This window comes from Pedobacter sp. AK013, assembly GCF_014205835.1.
Taxonomy (GTDB): Bacteria; Bacteroidota; Bacteroidia; order Sphingobacteriales; family Sphingobacteriaceae; genus Pedobacter.
On record NZ_JACHCQ010000001.1, the window covers coordinates 112981 to 132738 of the forward strand.

A 19758-nucleotide genomic window follows, 5' to 3' on the forward strand; every position below is an offset into this window, starting at 1 on the left:
AATAGATAGTATAGAAATTTAACTTAATGAAACCTTTAAAAATAGCATTAATAGCCGATCCCGAATTACCTGTTCCTCCTCTACTTTATGGTGGAATAGAACGTATTATCGATATGTTAATTGAAGGGTACGTTAACTTAGGGCATGAGGTTAGTTTATTTGCACATTCAGATTCTAAAACAAAAGCTAAATTGTTTCCTTATCGTGGCAAAACTAGCCATCGTAAAACGGATATCGTTAAAAATGCCTTTCTCATTAACAAAGAGTTATATAACGGAAATTATGATATTGTGCATAGCTTTGGTAGGCTTTTGTACCTATTACCTCAGTTACCATTAAAAATCCCTAAATTAATGAGCTACCAGAGAGAGCCTAGCATTTCTCAAATTAAAAAAGCAGCAAAAATAGCTAAAAAAAATACCCTAGCATTTACCGGTTGCAGTGCTTACATTAGCAATCAAATTACACCACATGCCCCCGCCTACCCTATTTTTAATGGCGTAGATCTAAGTATTTATAATTTTAAAGAGGCTGCGCCAACAGATGCTCCATTAGTTTTTTTAGGAAGAATTGAACCTATAAAAGGTACTCATATTGCAATTGAAGTAGCTAAAAGAACAGGTAAAAAACTGATAATTGCTGGAAATATCCCGTCAAAGTATCAAGGTTATTTCGATACACAGATTAAACCTGAATTAAGTGAGCAGATTACCTATATAGGCCCTGTAAATGACACTCAAAAAAATGATTTACTAGGCAAGGCATCTGCATTCCTAATGCCCATAGAATGGAATGAGCCTTTTGGGATAGTGATGGCAGAAGCAATGGCTTGTGGGACACCTGTAATTGGTTTCAACCGTGGGTCAGTGCCCGAAATCATCATAAACGGAAAAAATGGTTATCAGTGTACCAATTGTGACCAAATGATCGATTACGTAAAAAAAATACATGAGATTAGTAGAAAGGATGTGAGAAAAGATGCAGAGCAAAGGTTTTCATCAGAAGTAATTATCCAGCAATATATTAACCTATATACAGATCGGATCAACCAAAATGAATAAGCAAGTAAATAAAAAAGTTACTGTTACCTGCGGCACTAAATTTCATTCTGATTATACTGCCTTTCAGCTACAGAAACATCATTTATTAGAAAGGGTTATTACATCCCACCCAAGTAAAAAATATCTTAACAGGGTTGCTATTCAAAAAAGCAGGATTAAATTTTTAGCACCTATTTTTGTCCCTGCATATTTCCTATCAAGGATTTTTTCTGGTTCCAATTTCCTAGTTAAATGGCTAGATAACCATATGCCGCTCTTGTTCGATAAGCTTGCGGCAAAAAATCTTAAAAAAAGCAGCATCATTTTAGCGTGGGCCTGGTCTGCACTTGAGTCTATTAAAACCATAAAAAAAAATGGTGGAATAGCCCTGGTAGAAGAATGTGGTTCCTGTAATAAGTATCAAAACAAACTGTTAGAGGAAGAATACAGAAACCTGGGTTTAAGCTTTAAGAACCCTACCCCCGATTTCATCGTTAAAAGACAGCTTGCTGAAGCAGAAATAGCTGATTATCTGCTCTGTCCCTCTGCACATGTAATCCGATCTTTTGTTAAAAATGGGATCGACGAATCAAAATGTATCCTCATTCCATATGGAGTGAATAAGGGCTTATTTACACCACAGTACCTAAATAAAGATGAATTTATTGTAATCTGTGTGGGAACTGTCGGGGTGAGAAAAGGTCAGTTTTATTTGTTTGAGGCACTGCAACTATTAGAAAAACAGTATAAAATTAAGTGTATTTTAGTGGGTAAAGTCGAAGATCAATTTTTGCCTTATTATAATCAGTACAAACATTTATTTACGCATTATGATTACATTCCTCATCAAGAGTTAATAAACTATTATAATAAAGCCTCTGTGTTTGTATTGCCCAGTTTAGACGAAGGCCTAGCTTTGGTACAATTAGAAGCAATGGCCTGTGGCCTTCCCATTATCAGTACTCCTAATGCAGGTGCTGATGCTATTATAGAAGATGGAAAGGAAGGTTTTATCGTTCCGATAAAAAATGCGCAGGCAATGGCCAGCAAAATTGAAAACCTTTACCTTGATAAACCTTTGCTAAATGCAATGGCCGAGAATGCCATCGTCAGATCTGCATTATTTACATGGGACCAATATGGCGAAAAACTTGCGCATTTTGTCAATTCACTATAATTTAGAGCGAACTACCTCTTTTTTAAAAAGCCATCATGTATAATCGGGAAAACGGGAATATAAGAATTTGCCTAATTACCCCTGGTCATATCGCTACAAACCCCCGGCTAATAAAGGAAGCCGAGGCATTATTAGAGGCAGGTTATAAGGTGCATATAATTTTTACCCAGTATATGGATTATCTTTTAACAGATGATGAGCAGCTTCTCTTAAAATATCCGGGCTTAACCTATAACCGCTTAAATTGGGTGAAGAAAAAGAACTTACTCCGTATTTCTTCTGGTGTTGTCCAAAAATTATCCCAAGGCTTACTCAAGGCATTTACGAAATGTACGACATTACATAAAATAACGCTTAACAGACATTACCTTTGGCAATACTGGCAGGCACTTAAAATAGAAGCAGACCTTTATATTGCGCACAACTCTGGTGCGTTGGCAATAGCCGCTGATGCAGCACGAAAGAAGAATGCCAGGTTTGGATTTGACGCCGAAGACTTTCATAGGGAGGAAGGGCTTAGCAACACTGAAAGAGAAAGCTTAGTTCATATCGAAAACCTGTACATACCTTTTGCCAGCCATTTAACTGCTGCGAGTGCTTTAATCGGAAAAGCATACGAGAAAATATATTTAAAGCAATTTATAACAATCTTAAATGTTTTCCCCAAACAGCAATTCAAAAAGAAAACAGATGAAAAAGACAGGGCACTCCAGCTCTTTTGGTTTTCACAAACTATTGGTACAGGTAGAGGTCTAGAAAATATTATAGAGGCCATGTCGCTATTGGAAGATAAATCGCCCGTACTGCACCTTTTAGGAGATGTTAGCCTAAAAATGAAAGTAGAGATTGAACAGTTTCTCTTAAACAAAGGTTTAAAAAAAGAAAACCTGATTTTTTATGACCCTGTGTTTCCTGACAAAATATTTGAAATGGCCACCAATTTTGATATTGGTATTGCATCTGAACTTAGTGTTCCCCTAAATAGAAATATCTGTTTAACCAATAAAATCTTTACTTATATCCAGGCCGGATTGGCTGTTGTAGCAAGCGACACCTCTGCACAAACAGATTTGTTTAGGCAATACCCCAACATGGGAGGTTTATATCAAAATAGCGATATGCATTCACTATCCAACCTGCTAAAAAACTATCAACTTTTCCCCGAAAGGCTGGTTAAAGCAAAGCAATACAACATTTGGTTGGGCGAAAACCTTTTCAATTGGGATTTAGAGAAGATTAAATTTCTTGATACTTTAAAATCAAATTTTAAATTATGATTGAAGCACATGATACGATAGCTGTTATGGTGTCGATAGGAAACCGTGAGCATTTGAGTTCATATACTTTTCCTCGACTCAGCGCGTGGGCTGCCAAACATGGTTACAGCAGTATACTTTTAAAAAAACCTTACAATCCACTTAATAGACCGCCTCATTTCAATAAGCTCCAGGTACATCAGATACTACCTCAGTTCAAAAGGTATATTGTTGTTGATGATGATTTGCTTTTCAGCGAAAAAGCGCCTGCAATGGAAGAGGTTCCGAGTGGATTTGTTGGTGCATGTATGGATGCAGAACAACGGCATACAAAGGCTGCACATGTAAAATGGACCGCAAACACAGGATTTTTGGTTTTCGATAAACAAGCTCAGCCACTTTTAGATCTTGCTTACGAAAAAGGCATATACCCCTATGGAGTGGAAGACGACAGCGACCGTAAAATCTGGGGACCGTTCGACCAGGGAATATTAAATGATGTACTATTTACTAGAAATAAGATTTACAAACTGGATTCCAGATGGAACTACCAACCTATACTCGAATATTTTATAAATGGTGAGGGTTGGGACAAATGGAAAAATAACCGTTTATTTAGATTAAAATATTATGTGAGCTTACTTCTACCCTTTGCAAACCAAAATAAAAAAAATATCAGGAATGCATATGGATTACATTTAATTAGAGGTCCATATCCATCATTTTTCTCGAAGATATTTAAATAATTAAATGCACAAAAAAAAAGTACTGATCATATCACCGTATTTTGCTCCTTCAAATGCGGCAGATATGCAAAGGGTAAGAATGAGCTTACCTTTTTACGAAGATTTTGGTTGGGAAGCAGAAGTAGTTTCTGTTAAAGAAAAATATACTGATGCTGTTTTCGATTATTTATTAAATCAGTCTATCCCTAAAAACATCAAAATCCATCACATAGACGCACTTCCAAAGAACTGGACAATAAAAATCGGTTTGGGAAGTATTGCATTAAGATCGCTTTGGCATTATAAAAAGTATGTAGATAAGCTTCTAAAAAGTGAACACTTTGATCTTATCTTCTTTTCGACTACCCAATTTCCTGTTTGTATTTTAGGACCATATTGGAAGAAAAAATTCGGAATTCCCTTTATTATAGACATTCAAGATCCCTGGTTCACGAACTATTACGAAGATAAACCCAAGCACAAACGGCCAAAAAAATATTGGTTTTCTTACAGGTTGGATAAGTACCTGGAACCAGTCGCAATGAAATCCGTTGATGGACTAATGGCCGTTTCAGATGCTTACCTTGACGACCTTATCACGAGGTATCCTCATTTAAGGGATATCCCTTCAGCCACCATTACTTTCGGTGCTTTTAGAAAAGATCTGGAAATTGCTGAGGACTATAAAGAGCAGTTAAAGCCATCATATGATCTTAACCCCGAATATAAACACATTGTATATGTTGGCAGAGGAGGCTTTGATATGCAATGGGCGGTTATGCTTTTAATGAAAGGTTTTAAGATCGGATTAAAAAAGGAAAACGACCTTTTTGAAAAAATAAGGTTTCACTTTATCGGAACAAGCTATGCCCCACTGGGCAGTGGTACCAAAACATTATATAGTGTAGCAGAAAAATTAGGTGTGGGTAAATACGTAACCGAGCAGACCGACCGCATTTCTTTTTATGAAAGTATTTTTAATCTACAGTGTGCAGATGCACTATTCATCCCTGGACATAAAAAACCCGCCTACACAGCTTCTAAAATATATCCGTACATTCTGATCGAAAAACCTATTCTTGCAGTGTTTAACCCTGAAAGTAGTGCCTCATCTTCAATTATCGACTGCAAGGCAGGTTATGTCGCAGATATTCTGCACTTTAAATCTGCGGTTAGTACCATTTTTAATTTTCTAAGGGACGTTGCGAATAACAGTATGCAGAAGCCTAAAACAGATTGGAAAGAATTTGAAAAATACTGTGCCAAGGCAACAACTGAGAGACAATGCAACCTCTTTGATCAAATAGTCAATGAATAAAAAACTTGCCATTATTATTTCGCATCCTATACAGTATTACAGTCCTTTGTTTCAAAGGTTAGCAAAGCAATGTGATTTAAAGGTTTTTTACACACTTGGGAATTCAGATCAACATTTCGATATTGGTTTTCAACGGGATGTGAAATGGGATATTCCTCTCCTATCTGGCTATAATTATAGTTTTATCGATAACAGAGCTAAAAATCCCAGTCCTAACCGTTTCACTGGCATTGTTAATCCAAACCTGATAGATGAGATACAAAGCTTCGCACCTCATGCAATACTGTTTTACGGATGGGCCTATTACAGCCACCTTAAGGCAATGATGTATTTTAAGAAAAAGATTCCGATCTGGTTCAGAGGCGATTCCAATTTAAATGATAAGCAATCGATGCTAAAAAAAACAGCACGAAAAATACTTTTAAATTGGGTATATAGTAAAGTAAATAAGGCTTTTTATGTAGGCATTGCAAATAAAGACTATTTTAAACATTTTGGCTTAAAGGAAAAAGAGCTGTTTTTTTGCCCTCACGCCGTAGACAATGATCGGTTTGGTAAAGACCGTAATAGCGAAGCGCTAACCTTAAGGACTAAACTGGAGATTGAAACCCATGATGTATTAATTCTTTTTGCAGGAAAATTAGAAGAGAAAAAAGATCCAGCATTATTGTTGAACGCTTTTCTTGAACTTAATATCTCAACAATGCACCTTTTATTTGTTGGCAATGGTCATTTAGAAGATTTTTTAAAAAAAACGGCCCAAAATGACCAAAACTTTAAACGAATACATTTTCTCGATTTTCAGAATCAAAGCTTCATGCCAGTGGTTTACCAAGCCTGTGATTTATTCTGTTTACCCTCTAAAGGGCCCAATGAAACCTGGGGGCTATCGGTAAATGAGGCTATGGCTGCGAAAAAAGCAGTTTTAGTTTCAAATAAAGTAGGTTGTTGGCAAGATTTAGTGAAGGAAAATTACAACGGTTTTATATTTAAATCGGAAAAAATAGACGACCTCAAAGAGAAACTTCTTTTACTAAATGATATAGAAAAACTAAAAAAACTAGGCCAAAATTCCTCAGAAATTATTGCATCCTGGTCTTTTGAAAAACAATCACAAAAATTTATCCAGCAACTTTATGCAAGTATCTGATAAAACATATACCAACGGCGGTAACCTAGGCATTATTAAATTAATCAAAAAATCACCTAGTTTAATATTAGATTTAGGCTGTGGAGCAGGAGATAATGCTCGATTATTGAAACAAAGTGGACATACTGTTGACGGTATTACTATTTCATTAGATGAGATTGGACTTGCTGCGAAATACTGCAGACATACCTATAACTTCAACCTGGAAAGTGGGCTGCCAAGCGAAGTCAAAGAAAACGAGTATAGTTATATATTATGCTCACACGTTTTAGAACATATTGCATTTCCAGAAAAGCTTTTAGCTGATATCTATACCCTGGCAAAAAAAAATAAGGCAACCATCCTCATCGCCTTACCCAATATTATGTATTACAAAACCAGGACTAAGCTTTTATTCGGTAAGTTTGAATACACGAATGATGGCATTATGGATTATACCCACTTACGGTGGTATACGATCAAATCGGCTAAACATCTATTCGAGAGTTATAATTTCAATATCAAGTCATCTACTGTAAACGGTTTACCACCTTTATACAGTCTGATCCGAAGAATTGGATTAAAAGCAATAAATTTCACCAATAATTTCCTATATCTGTTGTCTCCAGGTTTATTCGGCTCCGAACTTATCTTTGAATTGGAATGCAAATAATCCCACAGATTTCTATCGTACTACCTGTTTATAATGGAATAGTCTATTTAGAAGAGGCTATCTCTTCCATTTTAAACCAAACCATATCCAATTACGAAGTGCTTATTTGTGACGATGCCTCAACAGACGAAAGTTTTTTATATTTAAAACAACTAACGATTACTGATAATAGAGTAAAAATCTTTAAGAATAACCAAAATCTAGGCCTTTTTAAAACATTAAATAAGCTAATCAGAACAAGCAATGGGCCGCTGATCCATTTATGGGCACAGGACGATGTAATGATGCCTGATTGCCTTGAAAAATGTATCTCTTTTCATCAGCTACACCAAGATCTTACCATGAGTTATCACAACGTGGAATATATTAATGAAAAGGGGATTATAAAGCCTTTTGAAAAAATCGATGGGACTCCAGCATTAATCGACACCAAACTTTATGCTAAAATCTCGTCAAAGTGGGGATGTATACCGGGAAATATTTCGAATGTAACCATAAACCGTAATCATGCTTATGCCGTTGGTCTGTTTAACGAACAATTAGTCTTAAGTGCCGATTTCGATTTATGGACTAAATTGGCAGCTCGGGGAAGTATCGGCAGAATTACAGAAAAACTGACTTATTTACGCTTACATAGTGGCCAGCTTAGTAGAAATTTTAAAAGTATAGCTTTAAGAATTGAAGAAGATATCCCTATCCAAAAGGCAATTGTTTCATTGCTCAGAAATGATGAAAATGAATTTAAAAAAGCAAAACTTTTTTGGCGGTGGAAAACACAGCCTACCTACTTTAACGACTTGCTATATCTGCTGTTTGTTAAAGAATTTAGCGAAAGCAGGAAATTGGTTCATCTATTGAAAACTGAAACCAGTATTTTCGGGCTGTTATTAAGATGGATGATTGTTAGGACACTTAGGGCAATCAAGCTAGATAATAAGTTTTACATTAATGTTTTAGACAGATAGATGGATAATTTTAAAGAAATAGGGAAAGCTGGGATCATATTAATGTTTTTATTGCTCATTTATGCTGCTACCAGCTACAATCCGCTAGCTACTGGTTGTGCTATACTATTGCCATTCCTACTGTTTAAATTGCTATGGAAGGTCGATGAAAGTCCCTTTTTGTTTATGGCTTTCTGTCTACAATGGCTATCAGTTACTGTTAAAATATTCTATGCTAATTTTATGCAGCTGGATTTTATAGAAGTATTTGACAATTACAAGAACATTGAAAAAACCTATTATGCAAGTCTATTTGGAATTTTGTCTGTTTCCGCAGGTATTCATTTCATTATTAAAAATTACAAAGTAGAAAAAACCGATTATGCGGAGATAGCTTTAAGGTACGATTCAAGAAAACTGGTCCCCATGTACCTAATTGTTACGCTATTATACCCCTTTATACTAAACTACTCCTATTCAACGGGTGGGCTTCAGCAACCGGTTACTAAACTTGCTGACTTTAAATGGATGATATTTTTCACTTTTATGATGAGTACCTTATTTACCAGGCAGTATAAATTATTTTTTCTAATTACAGGTCTGGAAATAGTCTTGAGCTTAACGGGGTTTTTCTCAAATTTCAAGGATTATTTTTTAGTTCTTTTTGGTGGTTTAGCAGTTGTATACTTTAAAAATCTAAACTTTAAACAAATACTTCCATTAGCAGCCCTCGGCCTGATGTTTGTATATATGCTTATTATCTGGCAATACGTAAAGCCAGAATATCGTAATTATTTAAATGGAGGAACGGTATCACAAAACTCAATAAGAACAACTAGCGAATCACTGTCCAAACTTAACGAACTGGTACAAAATGTTGATCAACGCAACATTGACGCTGGTTTCAAACAAACGGTTGAACGCCTCTCTTATATAGATTTTTTTTCTGCCACAATTGATTATGTACCTAGAGTGGTGCCTCATACTCATGGTCGCCTTTGGGGAGATGCTATTGGCCGGGTACTTCAGCCTCGAATTTTTTTCCCGAATAAACAAATAATTGATGATTCGGAAACAACGCGAAAATATTCAGGAATGCAAGTAGCTGGGGCCGAGTCTGCCACATCTATCAGCCTAGGCTACATGACGGAAAACTATATAGATTTTGGAATGCCAGGAATGTTTATCAGTTTATTTGTTTATGGCTTACTCATTGGTTTAGTTTATAAATATGTAATGACCAGCAGCCCTGATAAACTAATCGGTACAGCTATGATTATACCATTATTTATCCTGATTTACCTGTTTGAGTCTGCATTGAATAAGCTCATCGGTGGATTGTTAATGTACCTGCTGATCTATGAACTCATCCGCCGTTTTGCGCTTAAAAGATTTTTGCAACAGATCAAGATTTAAGTGAAAATCATCCAAATCACAGCCTCCTACAAACCAGCCTATATTTATGGAGGGCCTATACAAAGCGTTGGTAAACTATGCGAAACGCTTAGCGTTAAGCGGGCGGCGAAAAGCGATGAGCGGATGACCGATGGCGATATTAACCTCCAGGTACTTACTACTACTGCAAACGGACAAAACGAACTGGATGTAACTACAAACAAATCCGTTTCAGTTGATGGCGTATCCGTTATTTATTTTAAACGTTTAACTAAAGATCATAGCCATTTTTCGCCTGGATTATTGTGGAGATTAAGGAAAGAGATTCTTCGTTACACTCAGAATGACAGCTTGGTAATACACATCCATGCCTGGTGGAACCTGGTTTCGGTTTTAAGCTGTTGGATAGCTAAATGGTACAAAATACCGGTAGTACTTTCGCCCAGAGGAATGCTCACCACTTATACCCAGAATAACCGCAATTCATTCTCTAAAAAACTGCTTCATAACCTCATCGGAAAAAAACTGCTACAATACTGCCATATCCACGCCACTAGCGAACAAGAGAAACAAGATATACTTAAAATTGTTACGCCGAAAAGCATTACGGTAATCCCAAACCTGGTTAATGTAAAGGAATCAGTTGGCAGTTCTCCGCTGGCAATTGACAATAACGATACAACAGTTTTCCGCTTGATTTTCCTGTCGCGCATTGAAGAAAAAAAAGGACTTGAGTTGCTGTTCGATGCTTTATCACTACTGGAGATAAGCTGGGAGTTAACCATCGCTGGCTCGGGGAAAGAGGAATACATAAAAAGCTTAAAAATAAAAGCCAAAAATTTAGGTATTCACGAGCTTATCCATTGGATTGGACAGGTAAACGATGAGGATAAATATAGTTTAATGGCACAGCACGATTTATTGGTACTAACTTCTTTTAACGAAAATTTTGCCAATGTTGTAATAGAAAGTTTAAGTGCAGGCACACCTGTTTTAATCTCTGATCGAGTAGGTTTATCAGATTATGTACGCGGACAGCAATTGGGCTGGGTGTGCACACTGGAAGTAAACGATATTAAAGAAAAATTAATAAACGCGTATCACGCACAAAAAGCGAGAGAAAAGATAAAGCAATCTGCACCTGAAATCATCAGGAGAGATTTTAACGATAAAGTTTTGGCAAAACGATACCTGGAGTTGTATAAAAGATTGACTTAATGAACCAGGAATTCAGCTTTATCATTCTAACTTTTAACGAAGAAATTCATCTTCCCCGTTTGTTGGCCTCCATTAAAGATCTACAGGCCAATATCTTTATTCTGGATAGCGGAAGTAGCGATGAAACGTTAAACATTGCCAAAACATATGGTGCAGAAGTAAAAAACAATGCTTTTATCAATCATCCTAAACAATGGGATTTTGCCTTGAAAAACTTCGACGTTAAAACGCCCTGGACTATTGGACTGGATGCAGATCAGGTGGTAACGCCAGAACTTTTTGATTACCTCCAAAAATTTAATGCCGCAGATTTTGAAGGTATAAACGGAATTTACTTTAACCGGAAAAACTATTTTCAGGGCAATTGGATCCGCTATGGAGGCTACTACCCTATTTATTTATTAAAGATGTTCAGAACCGGAATCGGTTATTCAGATTTAAATGAGAATATGGATCACCGCTTTATTGTCCCGGGCAAAACCGTCATATGGAAAAAGGGCCACTTATTGGAAGAAAATCTTAAAGAGAATAATATCGATTTCTGGTTTAAAAAACACGAAAAGTATAGCGATCTGATTGCCCAGGAAGAAATAGAGCGGATGCAAAAGCTACGGACCCAAACATTAAAACCTAATATCTGGGGTAATCCGGACGAAAAGAAAGCCTGGTTAAAAAGGCTTTGGTGGAAATTTCCATTGGGATTGCGCCCTTATTTATACTATAGCTACCGCATGGTATTTCAATTCGGCATACTCGATAATAAAACGGCCAGAAAATTCCATTATCTGCAAGGGCTCTGGTTTAGAAAACTGGTAGATAGAAAAATTCTGGCTTTGCGAAAGCAGAATGAATCATGATCTATATCCTTACATCCATCACATTGTAATCATCACGCTTTAAATCAGAAAAACTTACCTTTGTACATCCGAAGAAGATATGAACGAAATCCAGACCAAAGAAGCCAGAAAACAAGCAAATAAAAAAGCGATCAAATTTATAATCGCGCTCTTCATATTATATATTTTGTTTAGTCAGGGCAACCTATTGATGAACAGCGTAACTACACCGGGTGCAAGATATTACAATGATTACATTACTCAGCATTTCAATTATATACAAGGCTTAAGAACAGCATTAATTGTTCCTGCGGTATGGATTATCAAAGCCTTCGGTTTTTACGCCATCTATAACGAAACGGATGTAATGGTTGTTGCAGGGCCTTATCTCCGGATTAATTATTCATGTCTCGGCCTTGGCGTGATGAGTTTTTTAGCGGCCTTTGTACTGGCATTTCCAGCTCCATGGAAATCTACCTTTAAAATGCTGGCTATCGGGATTGTGACGATTTATATTTTAAATGTTTGTCGCATTGCAGGGTTAGGTGTTCTGCTTGGCCTCTTCGAATCGCAAAGGCAAAACTTTACTTACCATCACGAGATCTTTAACGTAATTGTATATATCTGCATATTTGTAATGTTATACCTCTGGATCAAGAAAAATACAAAAGGAGTTAACAGGGGAAAAAACGAAAAGACCGATCAATCTAAGCAAGATTAATTCTACATTGAACAAGACACAACTAAATAAAAACTTTAACACAGGCAATTTCCACATCGGAGCCTCGGCTTTAAAACAGTTTTTATGGTATTTCACGGATGTGTTTTTCTTTAAAACTAAGCTTATCCCAATAAGTAGTATCCTTGTTTTTTTCTTGAGGTTATTTGGGGCAAAAATTGGAAAAGAAGTCAGGATTAAGCCAGGTATATATGTTAAATACCCATGGAAACTCGTTATCGGTAACTATAGCTGGCTTGCAGACTGCTACATCGAGAATTTAGACTTTATATACATAGGCGATAACTGCTGTATCTCGCAACAGGCCATGCTGATAACCGGAAACCATAATTACCGTAAAACAAGTTTCGATTTGTTTACCGCGCCCATTACGCTTGAAGATGGAGCTTGGATTGGAGCATCAGCAAAGATATGCCCGGGTGTAAAGGTGCATAACCATGCTGTACTTACCATGGGCAGTGTAGCCACAAAGGCACTGGCTGCTTATTCAATTTATCAAGGCAACCCTGCAGTTAAAATTAAGGAGCGCGAAATTCATTAAAAATGCCTGTTCCAATTATCATGCTTCATCATGTTAATGATTTTCCCGACCCGGGGATAGCTGATTGGAGCATTGACACTGAAAAATTTAAACTTCTGCTTGATATTATTGAGCATAAAGGACTTAAAACCACTACTTTTGAAGAAATTGAAGAAAGAAATGGCGCTATACATCAAAAATCAGTAATACTGAGTTTTGACGACTGCCCCGCAGCACTTTTTGAATTTGCGGTTCCAGAATTACTCAACAGGAACATGAAAGCCGTTTTCTCTATCCCAACGGCCCAGATTGGGGGTTATAATAGTTGGGATATGGCTGAGCAGGGATTTTCAAAAGTTGCTTTAATAACGACAGCACAATTACAGTATCTCGGCAGCAAAGACATGGAAATTGCAAGCCATGGCCAACATCATTTAAGGGCTAGCCAAATTAGCGCTGAAAATTTTACAGAAGAGATTTCGGCATCTAAAATGATTATTGAAACATTAACCGAAAAAAAAAGTACATACCTTTACCTTCCCTTATGGGGATGTACCAAAAAATTACCGACAACTTTTAAGGCAGACTGGTTACAGGTATGGCCTTTCTATTTACCAGGCGAAAGAAAGTAATTTTGCCCTGCGCAGGATCGGCATACACCAATCGGATACGGCCAAATCCATTTCTTTTAAACTCAGCCAAAGCTATCAGCTCATGCGCACGCTGTTTGATCCCCTCCTTTCACTTCAGAATTTTTTTAAGGCTTAAAGCAGCCTATTTTCCATTTCTGTTGATTCAGGTTTATGATCTCTTCAATGGAAAGAAAATGATACCGTTGTTTTAGTTTCTGCCAAATTACTTCATGGCCAGTAAAATCGCACATGGATATGATAAAATAGCCACCATTGTTGAGGTTTTCATCAATACATTTTTGAATGATTGATAATGGTCTGTTGAAATAATACAGGGTTTCGTTGAAGATGATTACGTCAAACTTTCCCTCCAGCTTTTGGTAATCGAAATCTAACTGCTGAAAGTTAGTCTCCGGAAATGAAGCTTTTGCTTTTCTAACTGCATTGCCAGATATATCGATTCCCAGATAATTTAATGGCCCTGCCTCCGCTGCTTTAATGTAATGATAAAGAACACCCTGTCCGCAGCCCACATCTAAAACCTTATCCGATCCATACTTCTTAAACAGGTCTACAATAGCTAAATAATGATCTTTTTCAGCTTCAGCGTAAAGATAATCCCAGTCTTTCCCTCCAAACTGTTTTTCCCATATTGATTTAGATACCCGGTTACCAAAGCCAAACTTAGACAATACGAAAGTGTAGAGCAAACGCCTGAATTTATTTTTGATCTTATCGAGAAGAAGTTCCATAGTAAAAATCGGGATTGATCGACTAATAATCTCCGAAAGATGGTTCTTTTGAGGATCATAATATTTGTAAACAAATATAATTTTACTAGTGGAGAGATAAACAATAAAAAATATTTTTTTCTTGTTTTAAAATCGAACTGAATTTCCATTTAAACCCAAAAGTCTATTCATTTTTTAACTTTGCAAAACAAGCTTTTAAAACTGGAAAAGAAATCTACCAAAATGAATGTTATCCTAGCCTCTACCTCTACGCTGTTTGGCGGTAATTATCTTGAATACCTAAAAGATGAGCTGATTACGTTCTTTGCTGGATTAGATGAAATTATATTTATCCCTTTTGCACGGCCCGGAGGTATTTCGCACGAAGAATATACAGACAAAGCGCGGGATTTTTTCTCGAAGCTGAATATCAGGGTTAAAGGCCTTCATGAATTTAACGATCCCATTAGCGCTATCGATGCAGCCAAAGGATTTTTTACCGGCGGAGGCAATACCTTTCTTCTGGTAAAAACACTTCATGAGCTGGGGCTAATGAAACACCTAAGTGAAAACATTAAAAAGGGCAAACCTTATTTAGGCTGTAGCGCCGGAAGCAATATAGGCGGTATGAATATGAAAACCACCAATGACATGCCTATTGTATATCCCCCCTCATTCGAATGCATAGGCCTGGTTCCCTTTAACCTTAATCCTCATTATCTCGATCCAAACCCCGAATTAAAACATAACGGAGAAACAAGGGAAACTAGAATTATGGAGTTTCTAACACAGAACAACATAAAGGTAATCGGCTTACGCGAAGGCAATTGGATTAGGATATTAGGTGACAAAATCACTACGGAAGGAAGCGAATACACGAGAATTTTTGAAGCAGGCAAAGCCCCATATGAGTGCCCACCAGGAAGTACGTTAATATAATTAATTTATTGAAGAACGATCGAAAAATAAAAACTCAAATATCTACAAGCTATGATTAGTTTAGCATCATAAACTTGTAGACATTATTCTTTATTAAAAGAAGCTTTATTAATTATCTCTTATAATTGTTATGCTATAGCAGCACTCTTTTTCCGAGAACGCAGGTATATCACCAATCCGCCAAAGGCCACAATTAATATTATGGGGATAATCAGCGTAGCCTGCAAAATTTCGGGGCCTGCCAGGTTTTTAGCGTTGGCAAGCGCCTGCCCTTGTGCAGAACTTTCAGGGGCTTTTAAATAATCGCTAAGCGAGGCGCCAGAGGGTAAGTGTTTAACGATCAGGTTATCGTAAAAGCTGCCCATAAACATCGTATAAATAGAAACAGCAAACATCCCTGCACCCCCCATTAGGTTTAGGCCAAGTGCTCCGGATTTGGGAACATTTTCTGCCACAAAACCGATCATCGTTGGCCAGAAATAACAAACGCCTATACCAAAAATAATCGCAGCGAAGAAAACAGAATTTCCGGTAAAGGTGCTCAGCATGTAAAGCCCTGTTGCGGCAAATATTGCAGATAAGAGCAGTACGCCCTGAGGTGCAAGGCGGTGAACTACAGGTTCGGCAAAACCCCGGCCAATTACCATGATCCCTGTGGTAAGGGTAAGCAATAAAATAGCATTATCGGTTACGTTTTTAAGCAATAAGCCTATCCATTGCCCGGTAAATAACTCGGTAATGGCCGTACCGAACATGCAAATGAACATAAAGATAAACAAAGGAGAAAGTACTGCTTTATACATATCTGAGCTCGAATAACCAGACGATACCCTTTCGGTAACCGGGAAATCCAACCTCGAAAACAGGTATCCGTAAATCAAAGTAGGAATAATCATCATGGCCACCTGTACCTTCCAGCCCAGTCCAAGATGAACAAACAAGGTAACCAGCAATGTGCCGATTACAATGCCTCCGGGAAACCATAAGTGAAAATGATTTAACCTGGTCGTTTTATTTTCTGGATATAAAGCGGCTACCAATGGGTTACAGGCGGCCTCTACAGTACCATTGGCAATGCCGATGAGCAAGGTAGATAAAAACAGGCTCCAGTAGCCCTGGGCAAAAATGGTCAGGACAATTCCAGCCAGGTGAAAAACAAAAGCCATGACCAGCAAGCGTTTCATGCCAATTATATCGACTACAAAACCTCCAACAATGATAGCCAGCGGAAATCCCCAGAAGGCTGCAGCCGTAATGGTGCCCAATTGGGAAGTACTTAATTGAAAATCGATACCGAGCTGGTTCATTATACCAGCGCGGATGCCGAAGGAAAGGGAGGTAACGAGTAATGCAAGACAACTTGCCCAGAATAGTTTTGTGGTTTGAATGTTAAGCATCTGTTCAGATTTAGGTTATAATTTGTTTTAATTGGCAATAAGAAAAAGATTTTAACAACCAGGCTGGTTGTTCTTTAATGGCAATCCAGGCCGATAGTTTCTTTAAACTTTTGGCTACAATCTTCAGACAGGAAATACGCCAGGTTTTTAACCAGGCTTCTAATTTAATGAGTTGGCGCTCCTCCATTTTTCTGGAATATTTGGTTATTACACGCTACAAGCGTAGTATTATGATTAGATTTTAATCATTAATCGCCATAATAATAAACAATTGAATCGATTAATGCAACCGATTGTGTAAACATTGCTTTTTTTGCTGGTGAGATGTGACCAATTTACCGCTTGGTGAATACGGATAGTATTAGTGAACGATAAATTTGATTTTCTCCATTTCATTCTATAAATTGAGGCGGAATCTGATCCAAACTCCAATAACCATTATGAAAAGATATCTTTTTATTATCCTTTTAGCCATCTCTTTTTCTGTACAGGCACAGCCTAATACCAGCAATTATAAATACATTATTGTGCCCGAAAAATTCAGTTTTCTTAAGCAGGTTAATCAATATGGCTTAAATACCCTTACTAAAGCTTTTTTTGAGGAAAAAGGTTTTACGGTGTATTTTGATAATGCTGAAATACCCGAAGAAATTGCAAGCGATAGATGTAAGGCGCTGGTGGCAGAACTGCAGGAAAACAATAGTATGTTTGTTACCAATCTTACGCTTTTACTTAAAGATTGTAAGGGCGCTGTTGTGGTAAAAAGCAAGGCAGGCAAAAGCAGGGAAAAGGAATATCAAACTTCTTACAATCTGGCATTGAAAGACGCTTTTACATCCTTTAACGATTTTAAGTATGTAGCAGGCAGCCCCACCATGGTTACCAGTGCAGTACCTGCCAATGTAAACACAGAGACTAAAACAGTGCCTTCAGCTGTTAATCAGCCAATTGCTATCAAAACGGAGCAACCAGAAGCGCTATTATACGCACAACCCATAAGCAATGGTTACCAACTGATAGATGCAACCCCTAAAATTGTAATGACCCTACTAAAAACCTCAGTAGCCGATTGTTATATTTCGAACAATGGTAATGAGAACGGCATAGTTCTAAAAAAGAACGGAACCTGGTTCTTCGAGTATTATAAAAACAATGTTCTTGTTTCAGAAAAACTATCCATTAAATTTTAACCTGTCATAGTCATTAAGAAACCAAACCGTTCCGTATCCAACACTGCACAGGCGATTCGCTTTCTAAAACAGCTTGGCAAGTGTATAGGGAGATTTACGATAGTAGATAGGAATACATTGATTTCGTTCTAAAGGCTCGCTGGAGGATTGATTAAAGGCAGACTAAAATAAAAAACAGATCCCTTCCCTATCTCGCTTTCTGCCCATATCTTCCCGCCATGCCGCTGAATTATCTCTGCAGATAAATAAAGCCCTATTCCAAACCCGGCAACAGTGGTCATTCGATTGCTCTCTACCCGGTAAAACCGTTCGAACAGTTTTGGAATATCATTTTCATCTATTCCCATTCCATGGTCCGTTATCCGGAATACAGCTGTCTTACCTTCAGGATAACACTCAACAGTTATTTCACTATCTACAGGTGAATATTTCATCGCATTGCTGATTAGATTATTAATCACATGCCCAACCTTATCTTTATCTACGCTCACAAAAAGACCTGGCTGAAATGTAAACTTTATATTGTGACTGTTTACTGTTGCAATATACTCCTCAACCACTTCTTCAAGCAGCACCGACATTTCTGCGGGCTGAAAATCCATCAGCATTTTCCCTGACTCCAGGCGCGAAAGGTTTAGGAAACCATTAATCATGCTTGTCATTTTATTCACCTGACGCTCCGCTCGCTGAAGCGCTTTATCTGCAAAGCCGTTCTGATTACTCTTGGCTTTCAATTGCATCACCTGAATATAACCTTTCATGGAAGTAAGCGGTGTTTTAAGTTCGTGGCTAACCATTGCAATAAAGTCATTCTTCCGCTGTTCGTCTCGTTTTTGATCTGTTACATCCATTAAAACCGCATAAACACTATCAAAATCGCCACCACTCCCCTTTTTAGCCTTTCCAACTACTCTCACCCAACGGCGCTCACTTGAAACAAGATCACTGATCGGATAGGTATAATCTAATGGTTTTCTAAGATTGATACAATCTTTAAAAACCTGCTCGAAATCTGAAAGATACTCGGTATCAACGCATCCCATCACCATTGTCCAGCTAACCTCCTCCTCTAAAGGCAAACCGCAGAGTTCCCTGAATCTTTTTGATGCTTCTACACGTCCTGTTTTAATATCCAGGTTGCAGCTGCCCAGCTCAGCTGCATCGAAGGCAGATTGTAGGTTATCTTCACTTTCCTTTAGTGCATGAAGTGCATTGTTGAGCTGATTATTGATTTCTGTCTGGAGATCATTGGCAGCTGCAAGCTCTTCATTAATTGCTTCCAGTTCCCGTGTTCTTAGCCTGACGATATTTTCAAGATTTTCATTGAGCTCATCTGCCCTTTTTCTTGCTGCTTCAAGCTCCTTGTTCCTGGTTTCTAAAAGCAGCTGGTTTTTCTTCAGCTCGGTCAGATCCGTAATAATGATGCTTAGCGCGGTACCCTCATCAAGATGAAGCACCTTTAAAGAAAGCTGAACGGACAAGGAAGCACCTGAGCTGCTTATGATATTCACTTCTGTCCTGATGTCCTTTTTCCAAGCAACATTAATTATTTCCCTGATAGTAGCTTGGTCTTCTTTTGAAAAAAATGTTAAAAAGTTTAAACCGATAACTTTTTCCAAAGGCAGCCCTAAAAGTCTGGATAACTGCGAATTGCAGTATAATACATGAGCAGATGCATCAAGGGTTAGTGCACTTTGGCTCATCTGTTCGATAAAGATGCGGTAGGTATGATCAGCACTCTTCAGCGTAAAAAGCTGGTGTCCATTCTCTCCATTTACAACCAACGCATCAACTTCTCCTGATCGGATGGCATGAATAATATCGTTAGCTTCCTCTAGCTGCATGCGAAGTTCCTCATAGGCACGCTCGAGACTGATATGTTCACTTGTCTTCTGCATA

General features: G+C 37.7%; 20 protein-coding genes. 16 read left to right on the forward strand and 4 right to left on the reverse strand.

Features of this window, described 5'->3' with window-relative positions:
• Positions 1–26 precede the first annotated feature (26 nt).
• The 14 genes from HDC90_RS00470 to HDC90_RS00535 all read left to right on the forward strand — a co-directional run bounded on the left by HDC90_RS00470 (position 27) and on the right by HDC90_RS00535 (position 13602).
• Positions 27–1061 carry a glycosyltransferase family 4 protein gene (locus tag HDC90_RS00470; RefSeq protein ID WP_184462752.1) on the forward strand — a complete coding sequence of 345 codons (1035 nt, stop codon included), beginning with the start codon at positions 27–29 and terminating at the stop codon, positions 1059–1061.
• A complete protein-coding gene (locus HDC90_RS00475; RefSeq protein WP_184462754.1) occupies positions 1054–2217 on the forward strand; it encodes a glycosyltransferase family 4 protein in 1164 nt (387 codons plus the stop codon). The genes HDC90_RS00470 and HDC90_RS00475 overlap by 8 nt, the downstream gene beginning before the upstream one ends.
• A gap of 35 nt (positions 2218–2252) precedes the next feature.
• Positions 2253–3494: a hypothetical protein gene (locus HDC90_RS00480; protein WP_184462756.1), complete on the forward strand. Its 1242-nt coding sequence runs from the start codon at positions 2253–2255 to the stop codon at positions 3492–3494.
• A complete protein-coding gene (locus HDC90_RS00485; protein ID WP_184462758.1) occupies positions 3491–4219 on the forward strand; it encodes a glycosyltransferase in 729 nt (242 codons plus the stop codon). Before HDC90_RS00480 ends, HDC90_RS00485 begins: the two co-directional genes overlap by 4 nt.
• 4 nt (positions 4220–4223) lie before the next feature.
• Complete coding sequence (locus tag HDC90_RS00490) at positions 4224–5516, forward strand: glycosyltransferase (RefSeq protein WP_255497421.1); 1293 nt, start codon at positions 4224–4226, stop codon at positions 5514–5516.
• Between the two features lie 391 nt (positions 5517–5907).
• A complete protein-coding gene (locus tag HDC90_RS00495) occupies positions 5908–6666 on the forward strand; it encodes a glycosyltransferase family 4 protein (protein WP_255497422.1) in 759 nt (252 codons plus the stop codon).
• Positions 6653–7318, forward strand: coding sequence for a class I SAM-dependent methyltransferase (locus HDC90_RS00500; protein WP_184462762.1), 666 nt, complete (start codon positions 6653–6655; stop codon positions 7316–7318). Before HDC90_RS00495 ends, HDC90_RS00500 begins: the two co-directional genes overlap by 14 nt.
• Positions 7309–8283: a glycosyltransferase family 2 protein gene (locus HDC90_RS00505; RefSeq protein ID WP_184462765.1), complete on the forward strand. Its 975-nt coding sequence runs from the start codon at positions 7309–7311 to the stop codon at positions 8281–8283. The genes HDC90_RS00500 and HDC90_RS00505 overlap by 10 nt, the downstream gene beginning before the upstream one ends.
• Entirely contained in the window at positions 8284–9678 is a 1395-nt protein-coding gene (locus HDC90_RS00510) for a hypothetical protein (RefSeq protein WP_184462767.1), read from the forward strand.
• Positions 9679–10875 carry an XrtY-associated glycosyltransferase XYAG1 gene (locus HDC90_RS00515; protein ID WP_184462769.1) on the forward strand — a complete coding sequence of 399 codons (1197 nt, stop codon included), beginning with the start codon at positions 9679–9681 and terminating at the stop codon, positions 10873–10875.
• Positions 10875–11732: a glycosyltransferase family 2 protein gene (locus HDC90_RS00520; RefSeq protein ID WP_184462771.1), complete on the forward strand. Its 858-nt coding sequence runs from the start codon at positions 10875–10877 to the stop codon at positions 11730–11732. The genes HDC90_RS00515 and HDC90_RS00520 overlap by 1 nt, the downstream gene beginning before the upstream one ends.
• Before the next feature lie 79 nt (positions 11733–11811).
• A complete protein-coding gene (gene xrtY, locus HDC90_RS00525; protein ID WP_184462773.1) occupies positions 11812–12432 on the forward strand; it encodes an exosortase Y in 621 nt (206 codons plus the stop codon).
• 7 nt (positions 12433–12439) lie between these two features.
• Positions 12440–12991 carry a WcaF family extracellular polysaccharide biosynthesis acetyltransferase gene (locus HDC90_RS00530; protein ID WP_184462775.1) on the forward strand — a complete coding sequence of 184 codons (552 nt, stop codon included), beginning with the start codon at positions 12440–12442 and terminating at the stop codon, positions 12989–12991.
• A 2-nt stretch (positions 12992–12993) separates the two neighbouring features.
• The gene (locus HDC90_RS00535) at positions 12994–13602 is read left to right on the forward strand and encodes a polysaccharide deacetylase family protein (RefSeq protein WP_184462777.1); all 609 of its coding nucleotides are present in this window, start codon (positions 12994–12996) and stop codon (positions 13600–13602) included.
• A gap of 125 nt (positions 13603–13727) precedes the next feature.
• On the opposite strand, the gene HDC90_RS00540 is transcribed toward HDC90_RS00535, so the two are convergent.
• Positions 13728–14354 carry a bifunctional 2-polyprenyl-6-hydroxyphenol methylase/3-demethylubiquinol 3-O-methyltransferase UbiG gene (locus HDC90_RS00540; RefSeq protein WP_184462779.1) on the reverse strand — a complete coding sequence of 209 codons (627 nt, stop codon included), beginning with the start codon at positions 14352–14354 and terminating at the stop codon, positions 13728–13730.
• Between the two features lie 222 nt (positions 14355–14576).
• On the opposite strand from HDC90_RS00540, the gene pepE reads away from it, so the two are divergent.
• Positions 14577–15272: a dipeptidase PepE gene (pepE, locus tag HDC90_RS00545; RefSeq protein WP_184462781.1), complete on the forward strand. Its 696-nt coding sequence runs from the start codon at positions 14577–14579 to the stop codon at positions 15270–15272.
• A gap of 128 nt (positions 15273–15400) precedes the next feature.
• On the opposite strand, the gene HDC90_RS00550 is transcribed toward pepE, so the two are convergent.
• On the reverse strand, positions 15401–16669 hold the full coding sequence (locus tag HDC90_RS00550; RefSeq protein ID WP_184462783.1) for a sugar MFS transporter: 1269 nt from the start codon (positions 16667–16669) through the stop codon (positions 15401–15403).
• A 10-nt stretch (positions 16670–16679) separates the two neighbouring features.
• Positions 16680–16856: a hypothetical protein gene (locus tag HDC90_RS00555; protein WP_184462785.1), complete on the reverse strand. Its 177-nt coding sequence runs from the start codon at positions 16854–16856 to the stop codon at positions 16680–16682.
• Between the two features lie 253 nt (positions 16857–17109).
• Between HDC90_RS00555 and HDC90_RS00560 the strand changes: the two genes are divergently transcribed.
• Entirely contained in the window at positions 17110–17859 is a 750-nt protein-coding gene (locus tag HDC90_RS00560; protein WP_184462787.1) for a hypothetical protein, read from the forward strand.
• 128 nt (positions 17860–17987) lie between these two features.
• Here the strand turns inward: HDC90_RS00560 and HDC90_RS00565 are convergent, their stop codons facing one another.
• Positions 17988–19757 carry an ATP-binding protein gene (locus tag HDC90_RS00565; RefSeq protein ID WP_184462789.1) on the reverse strand — a complete coding sequence of 590 codons (1770 nt, stop codon included), beginning with the start codon at positions 19755–19757 and terminating at the stop codon, positions 17988–17990.
• Position 19758 lies beyond the last annotated feature (1 nt).